Origin of the sequence: Cellulosimicrobium sp. PMB13 (assembly GCF_051294865.1) — a bacterium.
Taxonomy (GTDB): domain Bacteria; phylum Actinomycetota; class Actinomycetes; order Actinomycetales; family Cellulomonadaceae; genus Cellulosimicrobium.
Genome location: NZ_CP145910.1, coordinates 1211889 through 1233818, shown reverse-complemented (window position 1 = coordinate 1233818; position 21930 = coordinate 1211889). Strand labels below are relative to the sequence as shown.

Here is a 21930-nt window from a genome sequence, read left to right as displayed (position 1 = left end):
GTAGAGCTCCGCGCGTTCTACCTCGCGACCGCGGGTTCTATCTCGCGGCGGGGGTGAGGGTCGCGGCGGCCTCGGCGTAGCGGTCGAGGACGATCGCGGTCAGCCGGGCGTCCGGGGCCAGCGGCGCCGTCACGACGTCCGCGCCCGCCTCGAGCACGCGGTCGTAGAAGAAGCCCGGCGCGAGCAGGTACGCCGCGACCACCACGCGCGGCACCGTGCCCGACGACGGCGCCTCGCCGCGCGTCGTCGGCGCACCTGGCCCCGGGGCCGGGGCGAAGGACGCGCGCGCGGCGGCGACGGCGTCGGGCACGGACGGCTTCGCCATCGCCCCGTAGCCGACGGTCACCGGCCCCGCGTGCCGTGCGCGGAGCCCCGCGGCGAGCCGTTCGACGTCGCGCGCGGCGCCCGGCCGGCTCGACCCCGCCGCGGCGATCACCACGGCGTCGTGCGGTCGCACCCCCGCCTCGGCGAGGCGGTCCGCCAGGAGGTCGACCAGGCGCTCGTCCGGGCCGAGCGGCGTCGCCGCCGCGGCCCGACCGGTCCCGGGGCCGCGGTCCGCGACCGACTCGGCGACGTCCACACCCACGTGGAACCCGCCCGAGAGGAGCAGCGGCACCACGACGGCGTCGCCCGGCAGGTCGTGCTCCGGCGCGACGACCGACGTCACGACGTCCGCGACCTCCGGCTGCTGCACGTCGACGAACGCCTCGCGCACGTCGAGGTCGGGCCGGGCGGCGCGGACGTCGTCGAGCAGCGCCCGGATCACGTCGCGCCCGGTGAGGTCGTTCGTCCCGTGCGAGCACCCGACGAGCACAGGCCCACCACCCGGCCTCGGGCCCGCTCCTCCCGCGCCCGCGGGCGCGGACCGCTGCGACGACGCACCGGACGGGAAGGCCAGGATCTCCGTGCTCATGCGAGCTCCAATCGGTATCCGCGCTTGACGACGGTCTTCACGAGGTCGCGGCGGCCCGTGGCCTCGCGCAGCCGCGCGACGGCGACCTCGGCGGCGTGGGGGTCGCGCGAGTCGCCCGGCAGCACGTCGAGCACGTCGTCGCGCGTCACGACCTCGCCGCGGCGCGAGGCGAGGAGCCGCAGCACCTCGAGGGAGCTGGGCGACAGCGGCAGCACCTCGCCGTCGAGGACCGCGACGCGCGACCGGATCTGCAGGACGCCGGCGACGGTCGCGAGGGCGACCGTCTCGGCGTGCTCGTAGTGCGCGACGAGCGTGCGCACGAGCGCGCCCAGACGACCCCGCTCGGGCTGGAGCGGCGTGACGCCGCGGTGCTCGAGCGGCTTGGCCGTGACGGGCCCGACGGCGGCCGCGACCATCGACCCGTCGCGGAACCGGGACACGACGAGCCGGCCGACCCCGTGCTCCTCGGCCGCGCTGAGCCAGGCCTCGGCGCCCGGCGCCGACGTGAAGACGACGGCGTCGATCTCGCCGACGGCCGCCGCCTCGACGGACGCGCGCACGGCCTCCGGGTCGGGCGACGGTCCCCACCGGTAGACGACGAGGCTCGCGACGTCGGCGCCCGCCTCGGCGAACACGACGTCCAGGCCGTCGGCGCCCGCCCCGTGGTGCTGGACGGCGATGCGGAGCCCGGCGACGCCCTCGCCGAGGAGCACGTCGGCGATCTCCGCGGACGTCTCGGACTCCGCGACCCAGTCGGCGGTCAGCCCGGCGGCCTGGATGGCGCCCCGGGCCTTGGGGCCGCGCGCGACGAGCCGCGCGTCGGCGAGCACCTCGAGCAGACGGTCGGCAAGACCGTGCGCGTCGGCGGCCTCGACCCACGAGCGGAAGCCGATGCCCGTGGTCACGACGACGACGTCCGGCGGCTGCTCGATGAGCGACCTCGTCCCGGCGAGGAGCTGCTCGTCGTCGACGTGCGGGATCATGCTCAGCGCGGGTGCGTGCCGCACCTCGGCGCCGCGGCGCTGGAGCGCGGCCGCGAGCTCGCTCTTGCGGCGGTCGGCCGTGACCAGCACGGTGCAACCCGCCATGACCTGCCCGAGGGCACGCTCGGCCGGGACGACCTCGCCGCTCACGCGACCGTCGCCGGGTCGAGCCGTCCCTCCGCGGCGACGTCTCCGACCACGATGATCGCCGGGGCCCGGACCCCGACCTGGGCGGCGCGCTCCACGACCTCGCCCAGCGCCGCGCGCGTGACGCGCTGGCGCGGCGTCGAGCCGTTCTCGACGATCGCGACGGGCAGGCTCGGGTCGGCCCCGGCGTCGAGCGCCTGGGCCGTGATGCGGGAGAGCTGCGAGACACCCATGAGGACCACCAGCGTAGCCGCGCGATCGCGCACGCAGGCGAGCGAGGCGTCGTCGAGCCCGTCGTGACCGCTGACCACGTGGAACGCGGCGACGGTCCCGCGGTGCGTCACGGGGATGCCGGCGAGCGCCGGGACGCTCAGCGCGCTCGAGATCCCCGGCACGACGTCGACGGGCACGCCGGCCTCCCGGCACGCCACGACCTCCTCGCCGCCCCGCCCGTACACGAACGGGTCACCGCCCTTGAGGCGGACGACGACGCGCCCGCGCTGCGCCTGCTCGACGAGGATCGCGTTGATCTCGTGCTGCGGGACGGGGTGGTTCCCGGGGGTCTTGCCCACGTCGATCACCTCGACGCCGGGCGCGAGCTCCTCGAGCACGTCGACCGGGCCGAGCCGGTCCGCGACCACCACGTCCGCCTCGGCGAGCGCGCGGCGCCCGCGCACGGTCAGCAGGTCGACGGCGCCCGGCCCGCCGCCCACGAGCGTCACCCGGCCGAGCCCGCCCGGGGCAGGCCGGCGCCGGCGCTGGTCCGCGCCGCCGGCGCGCAGGTGCTCGGCGATCGCGTCGCGGACGGCGCGGACACGCCGCGGGTCGGCACCCACCATCGCGGCGAGGGCTGCGGCGGTGTTCATACCGGTGGTCGAGACGGCAGCCCGTGCCGGTTGCGGCGTGGTCACGTCGCTCACGACCCCGACGAGCACGTCCCCGCTGCGGGTCGTCGCGGGCGTCCGCGCGCTCCCCTCGTGCGCCGCGCCCGCGTTGACGCACCACGTGCGACGCCGCGACGCCCACTCCGCGACCGTGCGGTTGACCGCGGAGTCGTCCGTGGCCGTGAGCACGAGCCACGCGTCGTCGAGGTCGCTCTCGCGCACCTCGCGTGGCACCCAGGTGACCCCCCCTCCGCTGAGTGCGGGATATCTGTCGTCCGGAGGACGGATGGAGGACAAATAGCCCGCACTCACGGAGGCGGCGACGAGGTCGCGCAGGTCCTCGCAGAGCTGCGGGGCGACGACGCGGACGTGCGCGCCGTCGTCGGCCAGGGCGCGGGCACGCCGGGCGGCGACCGGGCCGCCACCGGCCACGAGCACGGTGCGCCCCGTGACGTCGAGCCCGAGAAGCGTGGTCACGGCCGGCTCCCCACGTGCACGACGCCGTCGCGCACCTCGACCGGCCAGGTCGCCAGGTCTGCGGCCAGGCCGTCCACGGGCTCGAAGCCGACCTTGTCGAGGCAGCGGCCGGTCGCGAGGTCGAACACCTGCTTGTACATCGGTCCGGCCACCGTCGGTACGCCGCCGCGTGTTCCGACGATCCCGCGCGACATCACGTTGGCGCCGGAGAACGGGTCCCGCTGCTGGACCGCGCGGACCGTGTCGTCGGGGAGCCGGAACAGGGCGACCTGCACCCCGCCGACCAGCGCGGCCGCACCGCGCTCGACGAGCAGGTCGCGCACCAGGCACACGCGCTCCCAGGTCACGGGCTCCGAGCTGTCAGCGGCTGCCCGGTCCAGGGGCAGGCCCTGTGCTGACAACGGCTCGGGGACGACGGTCGGCGTGCTCATCGACGCACCTCCAGGGTTGAGCCCGCGATGACGACGGGGCCGGTGAGGACTGCGGGGTCGGTGTCGCCCGCGGTGCGGGCGGCGTCGAGGGCGGCGGCACGCTCGGCGGCCGTCGCGGGGCGGATCTGGCCGCGCTCGGTGACGTAGGCGAGGTCCGGGTCGGGCTCGGCCGGTGCGTTGACGAACGAGCCGAAGCGGCGCAGCTTCTCCGGGTCCTCGAGGACCGCGCGCCACTCGTCCTCGTAGTCGCCGACGTGCCGGACCATCGCCGCGTCGAGGTCTGCCCCGATGCCCAGCGAGTCCTCGATGATCACCTCGCGGATCGCCTCGAGACCGCCCTCGTAGTCCTCGACCCACGCGGCCGTGCGCTGCAGCCGGTCGGCCGTGCGGATGTAGTACATGAGGAACCGGTCGATCGTGCGGATGAGCTCGTCCGAGGTCAGGTCCTCGGCGAGGAGCTGCGCGTGCCGCGGCGTGAAGCCGCCGTTGCCGCCCACGTACACGTTCCAGCCCTTGTCCGTCGCGATGACGCCGACGTCCTTGCCCCGCGCCTCGGCGCACTCCCGCGCGCAGCCCGAGACGCCGAGCTTGATCTTGTGCGGCGAGCGCAGGCCGCGGTACCGCAGCTCGAGCTCGACGGCCATGCCCACGGAGTCCTGGACGCCGAACCGGCACCACGTCGACCCGACGCACGACTTCACGGTGCGCAGCGACTTGCCGTACGCGTGGCCCGACTCGAAGCCGTGCTCGACGAGGCGGCGCCAGATGTGCGGGAGCTGCTCGATGCGTGCGCCGAACATGTCGATGCGCTGGCCGCCCGTGATCTTCGTGTAGAGGCCGAAGTCCTTCGCGACCTGGCCGATGACGAGCAGCCCGTCGGGCGTGATCTCCCCGCCGGGGATGCGCGGGACGACCGAGTACGTGCCGTCCTTCTGCATGTTGGCCATGACGTGGTCGTTCGTGTCCTGGAGCGTCGCCTGCTCGCCCTCGAGGATGTGCCCGTTGCCGAGCGACGCGAGGATCGACGCGATCGTGGGCTTGCAGATGTCGCAACCCCGGCCGGCACCCACGTGCTCGTCGCCCGACGCCGCGTGCTCGCCCGTCAGGGTCCCGTCACCGTCGGCGCCGGCGGCCTCCGGCACGCGGCCGAACCGCCCGATGATCTCGCTGAACGTGTGCAGGTCCGCGACACGCACCGCGTCGAAGAGCTGCGCCCGCGAGAGCTCGAAGTGCTCGCACAGGGCGTTGGAGACCTCGACGCCGGCGCGGGTGAGCTCGGTCGTCGTGATCTTCTTGACGAGCGGGAGGCACGAGCCGCACGACGTCCCGGCCTTCGTGCACGCCTTGACGCTCGCGAGGTCGGTGCACTCGTGCTCCGTGACCGCGCTGCGGATGGTCCCGGCCGAGACGTTGTTGCACGAGCAGACCGTCGCGTCGTCGGGCAGCTCCAGCGCCGGGGCGCCACCGCCCGATCCCTCCGGTAGCAGGAACGCACCCGGGTCGCCCGGCAGCTCGGCCCCGACCATGGGCCGCAGCGACGCGTACGGCGTCGCGTCGCCGACGAACACGCCGCCGAGGAGCGTGCGCGCGTCGTCGGACAGGACGAGCTTCTTGTACACCCCCGCGACCGGGTCCGCGTAGACGAGCTCCATCGCGCCCTCGGTGCGGCCGAACGCGTCGCCGAAGCTCGCGACGTCGACGCCCTGGAGCTTGAGCTTGGTCGCGGTGTCCGCGCCCGGGAAGGTCGCCTCGCCGCCGAGCAGGCGGTCCGCGACGACCTCCGCCATCGCGTAGCCCGGCGCGACGAGCCCGATGCACCGGCCCTCGATGCACGCGACCTCGCCGACGGCCCACACGTGCTCGTCCTCGGTGCGGCACGCGAGGTCGACGACGGCGCCTCCCCGCTCCCCGATCTCGAGCCCTGCCGCCCGCGCGAGCTCGTCGCGCGGCCGCACACCGGTCGCGACGACGACGACGTCGACGTCGAGCCGCCCGCCGTCGGCGAAGTCGAGCCGACCCACGTGGCCGGTCTTGCGCGAGACCTTCATCTCCTTGGTCCCGGTGTTGCAGCGGACCGCGATGCCCATGCCGTTGATGAGGCGCTTGAGGGCCTCGCCGCCACCGAGGTCGATCTGCGCGTCCATCATGTGCGTGCCGAACTGGATGACCGTGGCCTGCGCGCCGAGCGCCTTGAGCGCGCCCGCGGCCTCGAGGCCCAGGAGGCCACCGCCGATGACGGCGCCGCGCACCGGGCGCTCCCAGCCCCCCTCGGTCGTCGTGCTGCGCCGCTTCTCCTCGACCCAGCCGCGCAGCGCCGCGACGTCGTCGATCGTGCGGTAGACGAACACGCCGGGCAGGTCGTTGCCCGGGATGGGCGGCATCGCGGCGTTGGAGCCGGTCGCGAGGACGAGCTCGTCGTAGGCGTGGACACGGCCGAGCCGGTCGGTCACGGTCCGCGCCTCGCGGTCGATCGCGGTGACGGCGCAGTCGCGGTGCAGCGTGACGAGCTCGTCGTCCCACAGCGCCGGGTCGCCGAGCGTCAGCTCCTCGGCGTCGCGCGCCGAGAAGTAGCTCGTCAGGGCGACGCGGTCGTAGGGCTTGCGCGGCTCCTCGGCGAACACCGAGATGCGCCAGGCGCCCGCGCCGTCACGGGCGCGCAGCGCCTCGACGAGCCGCTGGGCGACCATGCCGCCACCGACGACGACGAGGTGTCGCGGCGCGGTCGACGCAGCGCCCGGGGCGGGGGCGGGATCGGTCTGAGGTCCGGTCACGGCGGGCTCCTGAGGGTGAGCGGGGGCGGGCGAGCCACCTCCCCGGCCGCCGCAGGCCTCGCGCGCCGGCCGGGAAGGTACGGACGACGCTACGGAGCAGCGGTTTCACGACCGTGCCCCGGTCGTTGCCCGGCCGTAACGGTCTTCTCACACGGTGCGGGGGGCACGGGTGAGAAGACGGTGCCCTCAGTGCGCGACCGTCACCCGGGCCTGCCCGGCGTCCGCCGGCTGGTCCGGGTCCGCCTTCGCGAGCCAGTCGACGAGACCGCACACGACGTCCTTGCAGCCGCCGCAGCCGGTCGTCGCCCGCGTGGCGCGCGCGACGTCGTCGACACTGCGGGCGCCGTCGTGCCAGCACCCGACGATGTCGCCCTTCGTCACGCCGTTGCACGTGCACACGGTCGTGCGGTCGGGCATGTGCGTCGGGGTCGACGCCGGCGCCGCCACCTGCGCGACCGGCCGCAGCAGGAGGTGCGCCGGGTCGGCTGGGACGGGCACGCGCCGGGTGTACGTGGCGGTGAGGTCCGCACCGACGTCGGGTGCACCGACGCACGTCGCGCCGACGAGCAGGCCGTCCGCGACGACCACCTCGACGTGACGACCGGACGCCGGGTCGCTCAGCGTGACGGAGCGGTGGCCCGGTTCGGCCGGCCGGCGCACCCCGCACACGCCCATCGTGACGATCTCGAGCCCCGCCGCCTTGACCCGGACGACGTCGGTCCCGACGGCCGCGACCCGTGCGACGTCGAGGCGGGGGGAGACGGCGGGGACCGGGAGCGATGAGACGGCAGGCCGGACCACGACGCTCATGGCGAGGCGGAGCGCCATGCTGGGGCGGTCCTGGTCGCCCCCGAGCCGCACGTGCGGCGACACCGGGACGGGCGGACCGGCGTCGACGCCGGAGGCGGTGGTCGTCACGGTAGCGCTCGCCGTCGCCATGATGGCGAGCGCCTCGGCGAGGCGACGTGACTGGTCCCACCCCTGGGCGATGAGCCCCGACCCGCCCTCGGGCGGCTGCGCGCAGTCGCCGATCGCGAACACCGCGGGGTCGTCGGGGCTCGCGAGGTCGTCGCCGACGACGACGCCCCGGTCGACCGTGAGCCCGGCAGCGCGCGCGAGGCCGGTCTCCGGCACGGTGCCGCACGCGAGCACGACGAGGTCGGCCTCGATCTCGACGACGCGCGTCGCGCCGGGCGCCCCGGCCGGTCCCGTCGACGAGTCGAGGCCGGTCGACGAGGCCGCGCGGCCGTCGTCGGGCACGCGCAGGGCGACCCCGCGCACGTGCCCGGAGTCGACGCGCACACGCTCGGTGCTCGCGTGCGTCCACGTGCGGACCCCGAGCGCCGCGAGGCTGCGCGCGACGACGCCCCCGGCGGCGGCGTCGAGCTGGCGGTCCATGAGGCTGTCGCCGCCGTGCACGAGGCTCACGGCGACGCCCCGCCGGGCGAGGCCGCACGCGACCTCGAGGCCGAGCACCCCGGCCCCCACGACGACGGCGTGCCGCGCGTTGACCGACGCGGCGACGATCTCCCGCGCGTCGTCGAGCGTGCGCAGCGCATGCGCGCCGCGGGGCAGGTCGGGGCCGCTCAGCCCGGCGACGTCGGGCACGCGGGCGGCCGCTCCGGTCGCGAGGACGACCGCGTCGTACGGGTAGGCGCCGTCCGCCGTCACGACCCGCCGCGCCGCGCGGTCGATCGCGATCGCCTCCGTGCCGCGGCGCACCGTCACGCGGGCGTCGTCCGTCGCGGGCAGGCCGATCGCGGCGAGGTCGACCTTCCCGGCGACGACCTCGCTGAGCAGCACCCGGTTGTACGGCGCGTACTCCTCGGCGCCGAGCACCGTCACCGCGACCGGCGCGACGTCCGCGCCGGTGCCGACGCGCGCCACGAGGTCCTGCGCGAACCGCGCGCCGACCATGCCGTTGCCGACGACCACGACGCGTGTCGCCCGCCCGCTCGTCCCGCTCATGCGAGCACCTCCTGCCGGTCGCGGACGGACGTCGTGCGGCCGCCCGCCGGGTCGTCGGGGTCGGGTGCGCGGCGCACGTCCACCGCGCACACCTTGAACTCCGGCATCCCGGAGATCGGGTCGGTCGCGTCCGTCGTCACGCGGTTGACGCTCCCGGCGCCGCTCCAGTGGAACGGCATGAAGACCGTGTCGGGCCGGATGCGATCGGTCCAGCGCGCCGCCGCCTCGACGTGGCCACGGCTCGACGTGAGACGCACGCGGTCGCCGTCGCCGACGCCGAGCCGGACGCCCAGGAGCGGGTGCATCTCGACGAACGGGTCGGGGACGACGCGGTCGAGCTCGGGCACGCGGTGCGTCTGCGCGCCCGACTGGTAGTGCTGCAGCACCCGGCCCGTGACGAGGTAGACGGGCGCGTCGGGGCGGACGTCGTCGCTCGGCCCGACGTGGTCGACGGGCACCGCGCGGGCGCGGCCGTCGGGGGTGGCGAAGCGGTCGAGGAAGGGGCGCGGCGTCCCGGGGTGGGGCTCGGCCGACGCCGCGGGGACCGGCCAGAACAGGCCGGGCCCGACGTCGGCCTCGTCCGCGTCGAGCCGCGCGTGGCTCAGCCCCGAGTAGTCCGCGACCCCGCCCGCCGACGCGCGCGCGAGCTCGTCGAACACCACGGCCGGGTCGGTCGGGAACGCGACGGAGGACCCGAGGCGCCGCGCGAGCTCCGCGAGGATCCACAGCTCCGACCGCGCCTCGCCCGGGGCGTCAACCGCCCGACGGCGCCGGATCACCCGGCCCTCGAGCGACGTCATCGTGCCCTCCTCCTCCGCCCACTGCGTCACGGGCAGCACGACGTCGGCGAGCAGCGCGGTCTCGGAGGGCACGACGTCGCACACCACGAGCAGGTCGAGCGCGCGCAGGCCGTCGACCACCCTGTCGGCGTTCGGAGCGCTCACGACGACGTTCGACCCGTGCACGAGCAGGGCCCGCGGCCGCTCCTCCTCGCCGGAGCCCAGCGAGCGCAGGAGCCGGACCGCGGGCATGCCGGGCCCGGGGATCGTCGCGGGGTCCACGCCCCACACCGCCGCGACGTGCGCGCGCGCCGCGGGGTCGTCGATCTTGCGGTAGCCGGGGAGCTGGTCGGCCTTCTGCCCGTGCTCGCGCCCGCCCTGCCCGTTGCCCTGGCCCGTGATCGCGCCGTACCCGGACCCGACGCGTCCTGGCAGGCCGAGCGCGAGCGCGAGGTTGATGGTCGCCGTCACGGTCGCCGTCCCCTGGGAGGACTGCTCGACGCCGCGCCCCGTGAGCAGGTACGCACCGGCCCCGCCACGCGACGGCGACGCCGCGGCGAGCAGCCGTGCGACCTGCCGCAGCCGCTCGGCCGGGACGCCGCACACCGTCTCGGCCCGCTCGGGCCACCACGCCATGACGGAGCGCCGCACGTCGTCGAACCCCGTGGTGCGCGCCGCGACGTACTCCTCGTCGACGAGACCCTCCACGACCACGACGTGCAGCAGCGCGAGGAGCACGACGAGGTCGGTGCCCGGCACGGGCTGCAGGTGCAGGCCCTGGTCCCCCACCGGCCCGACGCCCGACGCCACCCCCGCCCGCGGCTCCGGCTCGCCGGTCAGCGCCACCGTCGCACTGCGCCGCGGGTCCACGACGACGAGACCGCCGCGCGACCGCACGCCCGCGAGATGCTGCACCGACGGCGGCATGGTCTCGGCGAGGTTCGAGCCCAGGAGCAGCACGGCGTCGGCGCCCGCGAGGTCGGCGAGCGGGAACGGCAGCCCACGGTCCATGCCGAACGCGCGGTTCGAGCCGGCCGCTGCCGACGCCATGCAGAACCGGCCGTTGTAGTCGATGTTGGCCGTCCGCAGCACGGTGCGCGCGAACTTGCCGAGCGCGTAGGCCTTCTCGTTCGTCAGCCCGCCGCCGCCGAAGATCGCGACCGCGTCCCGCCCGTGCGCCGCCTGGATCCGCGTGATCCCGTCGGTGACGACGTCCAGCGCGTCGTCCCACGTCGCGGGGTGCAGCTCGCCGTCCGCCCCACGCAGGAACGGCGTCGTGAGCCGGTCGGTCGCGCGCAGCACCGTCGCGCTCGTCCACCCCTTCTGGCACAGGCCGCCCTTGTTCGTGGGGAAGTCGCGAGGCGCGACCGTCACGGGCAGAAGCCTCGCCGGGGTGCCCGACGCCGCGGCGTCGCCTCCCGCGCCCGGCGCGCCCCCGGCGTCGGGCACGGGGTGGGGCGTGGGGGCGAGCGTCATGGCGCACTGGAGCGCGCAGTAGGGGCAGTGCGTGCGGGCCGGCGCCGCGCCGGGGGCCTCAGCTCTCCCCGGCGCGGCGGTCGTGGGGGCGGTCGTCATGCGCGTGCCTCGGCCGTCCGTCAGATCCGGGCCGCGGCGAGCGCCGCGCCCTTGCGCAGGTACACGGCCCACGCGACGACCGCCATGACGGCGTACACCCCGATGAATGTCCACAGGGCGGGCACGAGCGACCCGGCGAGGCTCGTGGACGCCGCGAACCCGCGCGGGATGAGGAACCCGCCGAACGCGCCGATCGCGCCGGCGATGCCGATGCAGCCGGCGGCGGCCTTGCGGGCCCGTGCCCGGGCGGCGTCGACGTCGACGAGCGCGGCGTCGTCCGCGTCGCCCGGCACGGCGCTCGCCTGGAACACCGCGGGGATCATGCGGTACGTCGAGCCGTTGCCGATGCCGGTCGCGACGAACAGGAGCAGGAACGAGCCGAAGAACAGGCCGAAGCTGTGCGACTGGAGGGCCTGGATCGCACCGAACGCGCCGAGCGCCATGACCCCGTAGGAGGCGATGGTGACGCGCGTGCCGCCGACGCGGTCGGCGATGATGCCGCCGAGCGGTCGCGTGACCGAGCCGACGAGCGCGCCGAGGAACGCGATGGACAGCGTGACCTCGGGGAACTGGCCCTTGAGCAGCATCGGGAACGCCCCGGCGTAGCCGATGAACGACCCGAAGGTGCCGATGTAGAGGAACGAGATGATCCACGTGTGCCTGTTCTTCGTCGCCGCGGCGAACGAGCGCGGGTCGGCCTTCGCGGTGGACAGGTTGTCCATGAAGCGCCACGCGAGGAACGCCGCCAGCACGATGAACGGGATCATCATGAGCCCGGCGCGCTCGAGCGCGATGCCCGCACCGGCCACGATGACCAGCGGGACGGCGAGCTGGACCGCGGCGGTGCCGAGGTTGCCGCCCGCGGCGTTGAGGCCGAGCGCCTTGCCCTTCTCCCGCTCGGGGTAGAAGAAGGAGATGTTCGCCATCGACGACGCGAAGTTGCCGCCGCCGAAGCCCGCGAGCGCCGCGGCACCGAGCATCAGGCCGAACGACGTCTCGGGGTTCTGCACGACGACGGCCAGGGCGACGGTCGGCAGGAGCAGCAGGAGCGCGGACACGACCGTCCAGTTCCGGCCGCCGAAGATCGGCACCGCGAACGTGTACGGGATGCGCAGCGTGGCGCCGACGAGGCTCGGCACGGCGATGAGCCAGAACTGCTGGTCGACCGTCAGGGCGAATCCCGCGGCCGGCAGCTGCGGCACGACGATCGACCACAGCGCCCACACGGCGAACCCGAGGAACTCGGCGAACACCGAGATCCAGAGGTTCCGCGAGGCGACCTTGCGGCCGCCGTCGCGCCAGAACGTCGGGTCCTCCGGGTCCCAGCGGTCGATCCACCGCCCGGAGCGGTGTCGTGCGGCGGCCTGCCCGACGGCGGCCGTCGCCTCGGGCGCGAGCGTCGCGGTGGTGCTCTCGGCCGGCTCGGCGCCGGCGGGTCGGTCTGCGGACTGCTCACCCTCGTGGGTGGTGGGGCTCGTGGGCGCGGACATGGCGGCTCCTTCAGCAGGTCCCGGTCAGTACCCAGGACGCTAGGAACCCCGTGTTTCGCCGGTCGGCGCGGGTCGTTAAGCGTGTGTGAGGTCTTCCGCACACCGCGTCGGACGGTCGTGAGAGGTGGCGCGAGCCGCCGTCAGCCCTCGACGCCGGTCGCCTCGTGCGAGGACCCCACGGGCTTGGACTCGGGGGACCCGCGCTCGCGGAGGTAGATCGAGAGGACGACCATGCTGAGGACCGCGAGCATCTCGGACTGCCAGTTCTGCAGCGTCCGACTCCAGAAGTCGGGGAGCGTGAGGTACTCCGTCCACGGCGCGGGGTCCTGGAGCTCGCGCATCTGCTCCTCGCTGAAGGCGACGGCTCCGGCGGCGGACTGCGCGAGCCACGATCCCAGGAAGATCAGTCCCATGACGAGCGAGAGCGACCGCGAGTAGACGGCGAGGCGCCAGCCGCGCACCTTCGCCCAGGCGGGCGAGCCCTCGTCCGCGTGCTCGCCGACCTTCTGGTCCTCGTCCGACTCGCGCCCCGCCTCGTCGACCTTCTTCGACTCGGGTGACCCGCGCTGGACGAACCAGACCGTCGCGGTGATGAAGAGCAGGAACTGGAGGAACTCCGACTGCCAGTTCTCGGTGACGTCGACCCAGAACGCCGACGACGCGACGTACTGCCCGAGCGTCACCGGCTCGAGGCCGGCGGCCTTCTGGTCGAGGTTGAACACCGCGACGCCGCTCACGGCCTGGCCCACGAGCGTCGCGAGGAACACGACCCCGAAGAAGATGCTCAGCGAGCTCGCGCGCAGGCCCCCGAGGAGACCGCCGGAGGAACCGGTCGACCCGCCGCTCACTGGTGCACCGCCGCGAGCACGACGGCCGTCACGAGCCCCGCGGCCACGAGGACGAGCGTGGTCCAGAACATGAACCGGGGAACCCTCATGCCTCCACCTCGCAGTCGTAGGGCCGGTCGGGGCGCGCCGTGCACCCGGCCGCGGTCACGACCCAGCCGTCGCCCGAGTGGGCGAGGAACAGGGTGTCGGAGGCGGTCACGACCTGCGCCTGCCGGCCGGCGACGTGGACGTCCTCGACGACGAGGTCTCCGGCGGCGGCGACCACGTCGGCGAGCGGTCCGGACGGATCGACGACCGCGTCCTCGCACGGCTGGCCCGTGTCCTCGGCGAGCGCCTCGGCGGCGTCGGGCAGGAGCAGGCCGCACGCCGCGTCACCGTCACCCGCGGCGATCGCGGCGGAGAAGCTCTCGACGACGTCCTGCGCGTCGGACGCGTCCGGTCCCGCGCAGGCAGAGAGTCCCAGGACGGTCACGGCGAGGACGGGGACCGCGAGGCGCCCCGCCGAGCCTCGCCCCGGACGAGCACTCCGTCGCACGTGCCGCCTCCTCGAATGTCAGAGATGTGGTTTTCGGTGCTCGCCCCATCGTCGCCGTTCTCCGGTCGCCTGCAAGCGGAGGATCGGCCGTGAGGATCAGACGACCAGCACGACGACGAGCAGGAGCATGACCGCAGCGGACACCAGGCCGGTCGCCAGACGGCCGCGCGGCCCGGACAGCCGACGGCCCAGCACCGTGCCCCCGCCGGCGAGCAGGAGCTGCCAGCTCGCGGACGCCGCGAACGCGCCGACCACGAACAGCGCGCCCGACACGACAGCCGCGTCCCCTGCCGCGGCGCGCGCGCCCACGACGACCGTCGCGAAGTACGCGACGGTGGCCGGGTTCACGACGGTGAGGGCGAGGAGCTGGACGTACGCGCGGCCAGGGCCGGGCGACGGCCCGGCGAGGCGGGTGCGGCGACGGCCGGAGACCACTGCGGGTACGTCGACGGGCGAGCCGACGGGCGGGCGGACGGGCAGGTCGACGGGCAGGTCGACAGGCACGGCGTGCGCGCGGTACTCGTGCACCGCGACCCACGCCGTCCGCAGCGCCAGGGCGACGAGCACGACACCGGACGCGACCCGCAGCCAGGGCGCGACCGGCGCGATGACGCCGGCGAGCGCCACGCCGCCGAGCGTGGCCACGAGCGCGTACAGACCGTCCGCCGTCGCGATGCCCAGCCCCGCCGCCGCGCCGACGCGCCACGACGTGCGCGCGGTGAGCGCGACGAGGTACGTGGCGATCGCGCCCACGGGCACGGCGATCGCGTACCCCGCGAGCACGCCGGCCCACAACGAGGGCAGGGCGTCGGTCATGGGCGCGATGGTCGCACGCGTCCGGCAGCCCGGTCAGCCGGTTTCCCGCTCGTCGCGTCACGACGGCAGGTGCGCCCGCGCCCCCTCCGCCCAGTCGGCGAGCTCGTCGAGCCGCCGCTGCGAGGCGGACCCGTGGGCCGCGGCGTGGATCACGACGTGCTGCCCCGGCGCGTCCGGGACGGTGAGCGAGTGCACCTCGAGCGTGAGGTGGCCGACGACCGGGTGACGGATCTCGCGGGTCCCGGACGCGTCGCCGGCGACCTCGTGGGCTGCCCACCGGGTGCGGAACTCGGCGCTGCGCGCACCGAGCTCGCGCACGAGCGCCGCGAGGTCGGCGTCGAGCGGGTCGCGGCCCGAGCCGGTGCGCAGGAGCGACGCCACGAGGTCGGCGACGACGGACCAGTCGGTCCAGAAGTCGCGCGCGGCGCGGTCGAGGAAGACGAACCGCGCGAGGTTCGCCGGCGCCCCGGGGCCGGCGTAGAGCGGGAGGTACAGCGCCCGCGCGAGGTCGTTGGCGGCGAGCAGGTCGAGCCGGTCGTCGAGCACGCAGCAGGGCAGCGCCGTCGCGTCGAGGAGCCTGCGCACGAACGGCCGCACCGCCGTCGGCGCGTGTCCCGGGTGCTCGGCGACCGCTCGGCTCCGCGGCCACCGGAGCAGGTCCGCGAGATGGTCCCGCTCCGCGCCGTCGAGCTGCAGGGCCCGGCCGACGCCCGCCATGACCGACGTGGACACGGACGCGACGGCGCCCCGCTCCAGGCGCCGGTAGTACCCGGCGCTGATCCCGGCGAGGTCCGCGACCTCGGCGCGGCGCAGACCGGCCACCCGGCGCGCGCCGCCCGTGTCGGGCAGCCCTGCGCGAGCCGGGGTGATGCGGGCCCGACGGGTGGTCAGGAACTCGCGCAGCTCCTCGTTGCGCACCTTCCCGATGCTAACGGCGCGTCGCGTGCTCGCCCCCGCCCAGGGGTCGGGGGGCCCAACTTGGTCCCCCGTGGGGGGCTTGTCGCCCGGACCGCGGGCGAGTGTCGTGGGCGTGTCCGGACCGTGGAGGACCTGCGGAGGTCATCGACGACCCTCGCGGCCACGGATCGGTCCTCGAAGGGGAGGGCTCGTCATGGGAGTGGTCGAGAAGCATCGTGCGCGCAGGAGCGGGGTGGGCGCCGTCGCGGCGTTCGCCGCCGCCGCGCTGGTCGTGACGCTCGCGCCGTCGGCGCACGCGGCGACGGCGGACCCGCCGTGGATGAACACCGCGCTGTCACCGGACCAACGGGCGGTCCTGCTGCTGCAGGCGATGACGCTCGAGGAGAAGGTCGAGCTGATGTCCGGCGACCAGGGCGCGGCGCCCGCAGCGTTCTACAACGCCCCGATCGAACGGCTCGGCATCCCCGAGCTGAGCATGGCGGACGCCACCGCCGGCATCGCCTCGCGCGGCTGGGTGCTCCCCGAGACGGGCGACCGCGCGACGGCCATGCCGGCCACCCTGGCGCTCGCCGCGACGTGGGACCCGGAGCGGGTCCGGGACTACGCGGGCGTCGTCGGCGACGAGTCGCGGCAGACGGGTCACGAGGTGCTGCTCGGCCCCAACGCCGACCCGACCCGCAACCCCTTCTGGGGCCGCCAGGCCGAGTCGACCGGCGAGGACCCCGAGCTGAGCTCGTCGATCGTCGTGCCGTTCGTCCAGGAGGTGCAGGAGCGCGGCGTCATCGCGAACCTCAAGCACTACACCGCCTACACGCAGGAGACGTACCGCGGTGGGCTGCAGAACGTGATCGTCGACGAGCGCACGCTGCGCGAGGTCCACACGGCCCCCTACGAGGCCGCGATCCGCGACGCCGACCTGGGCTCCGTCATGTGCTCGTTCAACAAGATCAACGGGGTCTACGCGTGCGAGAGCGAGCTGGCCCTGAACGAGATCCTGCGCGAGCAGCTCGACTTCACCGGGTTCGTCCTCACCGACTTCGGGGCGATCCACTCGACGCTGCCCTCGATCGTCGCGGGCACCGACATGGAGACCGGGACGCGGTCCTTCTACGGAGACACGCTCCTCGCCGCCGTCAACGACGGCACGGTCCCCGAGGTGCTCGTCGACCGGGCCGTGCTGCGGATCCTGCGCACGATGTTCGCGATCGGCATCTTCGACGGCGACTACACGCCGACGGCGATCCCCGTCGAGGAGCACGGCGCCGTCGCGCGCGAGGTGCAGGAGGACGCGATCACGCTGCTGAAGAACGACGACGCGCTCCCGCTCGACGCCGCGACGTCCGTCGCCGTCGTCGGGGCGGACGCCACCATCCCGTCGGCCCTCGGCGGCTCCGCGTTCGTCCAGCCCACCTACGAGGTCTCGCTGCTCGACGCGATGCGGGACCGGGCGGAGGAGAGCGGCGCCCAGGTCCGCTACGCGCAGGGCAACGACCCCGTGAGCGCGGCGAACATGATCGAGACCCGCGACATGACCGCCGTGCCGTCCTCGGTGCTGCGGCCCGAGCGCGGGATCGGCGACGGGCTCACCGCCCGCTACTTCGCGAACGCGACGTGGACGGGGGCCGTGGGCCTGACGCGCACCGAGGCGCAGGCGTCCTACGACGTCGGGTTCACCGGCGGCGGACCGGCGTTCGCGAGCCTCTACGGCTCCCAGGTCCCGCCGACGCCGACCCTCGCGGGGCTCGAGCCGGCGCAGAACGGCGAGCAGTCGGTCCGCTGGACGGGCGAGCTCGTCGCACCCTCCACCGGGGAGTACGTGCTCGGCGCCACCGGCTGGGGCGACGCGCGCGTCTGGCTGGACGGTGACCTGGTCGTCGACATGACGGGCCAGGACGGCCGGCGGGACGTCCGCTCCGCCGGGCTGGCGCTCGAGGCGGGGCGGGCCTACGACCTGCGCGTCGAGTACTCCCAGACCCGTCCCCTGGTCGGGCTGCAGCCGGGCACGTTCCTGCTGCAGTGGTCCACGCCGGACGACGCCCTGCCGCCGTCCGTCGTCGAGGCGGCGGAGGCGGCCGCGGCGTCCGACGTCGCCGTCGTCTACGTGCGTACCTACGAGACCGAGGAGCGGGACATGGTCTCGCTCAAGCTCCCGCAGAACGCCGAGCAGCTCATCCGCCAGGTCGCGGCCGCGAACCCGCGGACCGTCGTCGTCGTGGCGACCGGCTCCGGCGTCGTCATGCCGTGGGCGGACGCCGTCCCGGCGGTGCTGCAGAACTTCTACGGCGGCCAGGAGGAGGGCAACGCGCTCGCGTCGGTCCTGTTCGGCGACGAGGACCCCTCCGGTCACCTCCCGGTGTCGTACCCGCGCAGCGAGGAGGCGCTGCCGCTCGGCGTCCAGAACCCCTGGCTCGACGACCCGGACGTGGAGTTCTCCGAAGGGCTGAACATCGGCTACCGCGGCTACCTCGCGGCGAACGTCGAGCCCATGTGGGCCTTCGGCCACGGGCTGTCCTACACGGAGTTCAGCCTCGACCGGCTGCGGGCCGGCAACACCATCCGGGCGACCGGCGGGAACGACACCGTCGACGTGCGGGCTCGCCTGCGCAACGTCGGTGACCGGACCGGCACCGAGGTCGTCCAGGTGTACCTCGGCCCGCTGCCCGGGGTCCCGTCCCCGGAGCTCAAGCTGGCGGGCTACGCCAAGGTCGAGCTGGAGGCGGGCCGCCGCCAGCAGGTCCGGATCGAGCTGGACCGGCGCGACTTCTCGTATTGGGACGCCGAGGCGGACGAGTGGGTCACCCCCACCGGCCAGGTGGCCGTGTACGTCGGTCGCTCGGCCGTGGACGTCGACCTCGCCGGAGCGGTGCGCGTACGCCGCTGACACCACCCCGCCCGTGCTGCCCCGCCCCCGAGCGCGGGGCAGCACGGGCGGCGGTCCGTCCGAAGGAGGGCTCGTGGACCGGGTCGACGCCGCGCGCCGCCGGTTCCTCGTCGGCGCCGCGGTCGGGGCGGCCGCCGGTCTCGTCGTCGGCGTCGTGGGCACGGCGCTGGTCGTGGACCGGGCACCGGACGGGCGGCCCGCCGCCGACGACGCCACCGCGCCGCTCGGCGTGGTGAGCGCCACCGCCCCGGACCTGGGACCCGGCGTGGTCGTGCTCTCGCCCTCCATGTCCGTGGCGGAGATCCACGCCCTGGTCGACGGCATCACCGCCCGGCAGACCGACGACGAGATGGGCACCGGGCGGTACGCCGTGCTCCTCGAGCCGGGCACGTACGGCACCGAGGCCGAGCCGCTGCAGCTCACCGTCGGCTACTACACCGAGGTCGCCGGGCTCGGGGCGTCCCCGGGCGACGTCGTGGTGGACGGGAAGATCGAGGTGTACAACCGCTGTCTCGCGGACGACGGCACGTCGAACTGCCTCGCGCTCGTGAACTTCTGGCGCACGCTCGGCAACCTCACGATCGACGCCGACGCCGACGGCCAGGACGAGTGCCGGCGGTCGGCCACCACCTGGGCCGTCTCCCAGGCGGTGTCCGTGCGTCGGGTCGACGTCCTCGGCGGCGACGGCCGGCCACCGCTCTCCCTGACCGACACGTGCTCGGCGGGGCCGCAGTACGGGAGCGGCGGGTTCATCGCCGACTCGCGGGCGGGGGACGTCGTGAACGGCTCTCAGCAGCAGTGGTTCACGCGGAACAGCGTGATCGGGAGCTGGAGCAACGCCGTCTGGAACCAGGTGTTCGCGGGCGTCGAGGGAGCTCCTGACGACTCCTCCTACCCCGACCCCGCCTACACGACGCTCGAGCGGACCCCGCTCAGCCGCGAGAAGCCGTTCCTGTTCGTCGACGACGACGGCGCGTACCAGGTGCGCGTCCCGGCCGCGCAGCGCGACTCGTCCGGCGTCTCCTGGGCCGACGGCCCCACGCCCGGCCGCACCGTCCCGCTCACCGACTTCTTCGTCGCGCGCCCGACGGACCCGGTCGCGGCGATCAACGACGCGCTCGACCGGGGCCGGCACCTCCTGCTCACGCCCGGCGTGTACGACGTCGCGGAGAGCATCGCGGTCGAGCGGCCCGACACGGTCGTCCTCGGGATCGGGCACCCCACGCTCACGGCGGTCGACGGCGCCACGCCCCTCACCGTGGCGGACGTCCCGGGCGTCGTCGTGGCCGGCGTCACGGTCGACGCGGGCGAGGTCCGGTCCCCCGTCCTGGTCCGGGTCGGCTCCGGCTCCGAGGACGCCGAGCGGGCCGGCGACCCGGCGAACCCGACGACGCTGAGCGACGTCTACCTGCGCGTCGGGGGCCCGCACCCCGGCAGCGCCGACGTCGCGCTGGAGATCAACGGTGACCACGTCCTCGTCGACCACGCCTGGGTGTGGCGCGCGGACCACGGCGCGGAGGGCTTCGACGACGGCGAGCGGTGGGTCACCAACACGGGTCGCCGGGGCGTCGTGGTCCACGGCGACCACGTCACGGCGACCGGCCTGTTCGTCGAGCACTTCCAGGAGCACAACACGTCCTGGGACGGCGAGGACGGCACGACGGTCTTCTACCAGAGCGAGCTCGCGTACGACCCGCCGGACCAGGCGGCCTGGATGAAGGGCGACGTCGAGGGCTGGGCGGGCTACGCCGTCGGCGAGGACGTCCGCCGCCACGTCCTCCACGGGGGCGGCGTCTACGCCGCGAACCTCGAGGACCCCTCGATCCGCACGGCGGACGGGTTCGAGGTGCCGCAGACCCCGGACGTCCGGCTCCACCACGTCGCGACCGTGAGCCTCGGCGCGGGCACGATCGAGCACGTGGTGAACGGCGTCGGCGAGGCGGTGGACCCGTCGAGGACCGGCCAGCCGTCCTTCGTCGAGAGCTACCCCGACCCCGGCTAGGCCCCGTGACGCCGGCGGACGGACCGGGCGCGCGGCCCGGTCGGGGCGCGCGGCGTCAGCCCCAGACCAGGCCTCGCGCCGGGTCCTCGAGCACGCGTGCGACGTCGGACAGGAACCGCGCGCCGAGCGCCCCGTCGACCAGCCGGTGGTCGAAGCTCAGCGCGAGCTGCGTGACCCAGCGCTTGCGGATCTTGCCCTTGTGCACCCACGGCTGCTCGCGGATCGCCCCGAACGCGAGGATCGCGGCCTCGCCCGGGTTGAGGATCGGCGTCCCCGTGTCGATGCCGAACACGCCGACGTTCGTGATGGTGATCGTGCCGTCGGACATGTCGGTCGGGCTCGTGCGTCCCGCGCGGGCGGTCGCCGTGAGGTCCGCGATCTCCGTCGCGAGCCCGTGCAGGTCGAGCCGGTGCGCGTCCTTGATGTTCGGCACGACGAGCCCGCGCGGCGTCGAGGCCGCGATGCCCAGGTTCACGTAGTGCTTGTAGACGATCTCCTGCGCGGCGTCGTCCCAGCTCGCGTTGATCTCGGGGTGGCGGCGCACCGCGAGGAGCATCGCCTTCGCCGTCACGAGGAGCGGCGTGACGCGCACGTCCGCGAACTCGCGGTCCTCGCGGAGCGTGCTCACGAGCCGCATCGTGCGCGTCACGTCGACGGTCTGGAACACCGTCACGTGCGGCGCGGTGAACGCGCTCGCGACCATCGCCTCGGCCGTACGCTTGCGCACCGACTTCACGGGCACGCGCGTCTGGCGGCCGTCGGACGTGACGGCGCCGGTGGCGAGCCACGGCTGGTCGTCGTCCGCGTACGTCGCGAGCGGCTGCGCCTTCGCCTGCTCGTGATGGGCGACGACGTCCTCGCGCGTGACGATCCCGCCCGGGCCGGTGCCGGCGACGCTCGCGAGGTCCAGCCCCAGGTCCTTGGCGAGCTTGCGCACGGGCGGCTTGGCGAGCACGGGCAGGTGCACGTGCCCGACGGCGGGGCTCGCCGGCGCGGGGACGCTCGCCGGTGCCGGTGCCGGTGCCGGTGCCGGTGCCGGTGAAGGTGCGGGCGCAGGTGCCGCGGGCGCGGGGGGCGCGGCCGGGGCGGCCGCCGCCGGCGCGGCGCGCCGCGGTCGGCGCGCGCTGCCGGGTTCGACCGTGCCGTACCCCACGAGCACCGAGCCGGAGCCGCCGGCCGTCGACCCGGGCGCGTCCGCGCCGTCGGGCACGGTGGCTGCCGGGGCCGTGGGCTCCGGCGACGCGCCGTCCGGGTCGGTGTCGACGACGACGATCGGCACGCCGACCTCGACCGTCACGCCCTCGGGCACCAGGATCTCGCTCACCACGCCCGTGAAGGGCGACGGCAGCTCGACGAGGGACTTCGCGGTCTCGATCTCGACGATCGTCTGGTTGACCGTGACCCGGTCGCCCGCGGCCACGTGCCAGTGCACGATCTCGGCCTCGGTGAGCCCTTCGCCCGCGTCGGGGAGCTTGAACTGCTCGTACGTCGGCACTGCTGGTCCTCCTGGGT

General features: G+C 75.0%; 15 protein-coding genes. 2 read left to right on the top strand and 13 right to left on the bottom strand.

The window, feature by feature from the left end:
* Positions 1 to 37 precede the first annotated feature (37 nt).
* The 12 genes from V5D56_RS05765 to V5D56_RS05710 form a co-directional block, all read right to left on the bottom strand.
* Positions 38 to 913: a sirohydrochlorin chelatase gene (locus V5D56_RS05765; protein ID WP_435738097.1), complete on the bottom strand. Its 876-nt coding sequence runs from the start codon at positions 911 to 913 to the stop codon at positions 38 to 40.
* The gene (locus V5D56_RS05760; protein ID WP_435738961.1) at positions 910 to 2001 is read right to left on the bottom strand and encodes a uroporphyrinogen-III synthase; all 1092 of its coding nucleotides are present in this window, start codon (positions 1999 to 2001) and stop codon (positions 910 to 912) included. The genes V5D56_RS05765 and V5D56_RS05760 overlap by 4 nt, the downstream gene beginning before the upstream one ends.
* Before the next feature lie 41 nt (positions 2002 to 2042).
* Positions 2043 to 3404, bottom strand: coding sequence for a uroporphyrinogen-III C-methyltransferase (gene cobA, locus V5D56_RS05755; RefSeq protein ID WP_435738096.1), 1362 nt, complete (start codon positions 3402 to 3404; stop codon positions 2043 to 2045).
* On the bottom strand, positions 3401 to 3835 hold the full coding sequence (gene nirD, locus V5D56_RS05750) for a nitrite reductase small subunit NirD (RefSeq protein WP_435738095.1): 435 nt from the start codon (positions 3833 to 3835) through the stop codon (positions 3401 to 3403). Before nirD ends, cobA begins: the two co-directional genes overlap by 4 nt.
* The gene (locus tag V5D56_RS05745) at positions 3832 to 6522 is read right to left on the bottom strand and encodes an FAD-dependent oxidoreductase (RefSeq protein WP_435738960.1); all 2691 of its coding nucleotides are present in this window, start codon (positions 6520 to 6522) and stop codon (positions 3832 to 3834) included. The genes nirD and V5D56_RS05745 overlap by 4 nt, the downstream gene beginning before the upstream one ends.
* Before the next feature lie 270 nt (positions 6523 to 6792).
* Positions 6793 to 8574, bottom strand: coding sequence for an FAD-dependent oxidoreductase (locus V5D56_RS05740; protein WP_435738094.1), 1782 nt, complete (start codon positions 8572 to 8574; stop codon positions 6793 to 6795).
* Entirely contained in the window at positions 8571 to 10928 is a 2358-nt protein-coding gene (locus V5D56_RS05735) for a molybdopterin oxidoreductase family protein (RefSeq protein WP_435738093.1), read from the bottom strand. Before V5D56_RS05735 ends, V5D56_RS05740 begins: the two co-directional genes overlap by 4 nt.
* 20 nt (positions 10929 to 10948) lie before the next feature.
* Complete coding sequence (locus V5D56_RS05730; RefSeq protein WP_435738092.1) at positions 10949 to 12418, bottom strand: MFS transporter; 1470 nt, start codon at positions 12416 to 12418, stop codon at positions 10949 to 10951.
* Positions 12419 to 12558: 140 nt separating this feature from the next.
* Positions 12559 to 13266, bottom strand: a complete 708-nt coding sequence (locus tag V5D56_RS05725) for a DUF6766 family protein (protein WP_435738091.1) — start codon at positions 13264 to 13266, stop codon at positions 12559 to 12561.
* An 85-nt stretch (positions 13267 to 13351) separates the two neighbouring features.
* On the bottom strand, positions 13352 to 13738 hold the full coding sequence (locus V5D56_RS05720) for a hypothetical protein (RefSeq protein WP_435738090.1): 387 nt from the start codon (positions 13736 to 13738) through the stop codon (positions 13352 to 13354).
* Positions 13739 to 13897: 159 nt separating this feature from the next.
* The gene (locus V5D56_RS05715) at positions 13898 to 14617 is read right to left on the bottom strand and encodes a LysE family transporter (protein ID WP_435738089.1); all 720 of its coding nucleotides are present in this window, start codon (positions 14615 to 14617) and stop codon (positions 13898 to 13900) included.
* A 57-nt stretch (positions 14618 to 14674) separates the two neighbouring features.
* Positions 14675 to 15535, bottom strand: a complete 861-nt coding sequence (locus V5D56_RS05710; RefSeq protein ID WP_435738088.1) for a helix-turn-helix transcriptional regulator — start codon at positions 15533 to 15535, stop codon at positions 14675 to 14677.
* Between the two features lie 193 nt (positions 15536 to 15728).
* On the opposite strand from V5D56_RS05710, the gene V5D56_RS05705 reads away from it, so the two are divergent.
* Together V5D56_RS05705 and V5D56_RS05700 are read left to right on the top strand one after the other, a co-directional pair.
* Positions 15729 to 18416, top strand: coding sequence for a glycoside hydrolase family 3 C-terminal domain-containing protein (locus tag V5D56_RS05705; protein ID WP_435738087.1), 2688 nt, complete (start codon positions 15729 to 15731; stop codon positions 18414 to 18416).
* 73 nt (positions 18417 to 18489) lie between these two features.
* Positions 18490 to 20418 (top strand): adenylyl cyclase, encoded by a 1929-nt coding sequence (locus V5D56_RS05700; RefSeq protein WP_435738086.1) that lies wholly within the window; start codon positions 18490 to 18492, stop codon positions 20416 to 20418.
* Between the two features lie 55 nt (positions 20419 to 20473).
* Here V5D56_RS05700 and V5D56_RS05695 read toward each other — a convergent pair whose 3' ends face one another.
* Positions 20474 to 21913: a dihydrolipoamide acetyltransferase family protein gene (locus V5D56_RS05695; protein WP_435738085.1), complete on the bottom strand. Its 1440-nt coding sequence runs from the start codon at positions 21911 to 21913 to the stop codon at positions 20474 to 20476.
* Positions 21914 to 21930 lie beyond the last annotated feature (17 nt).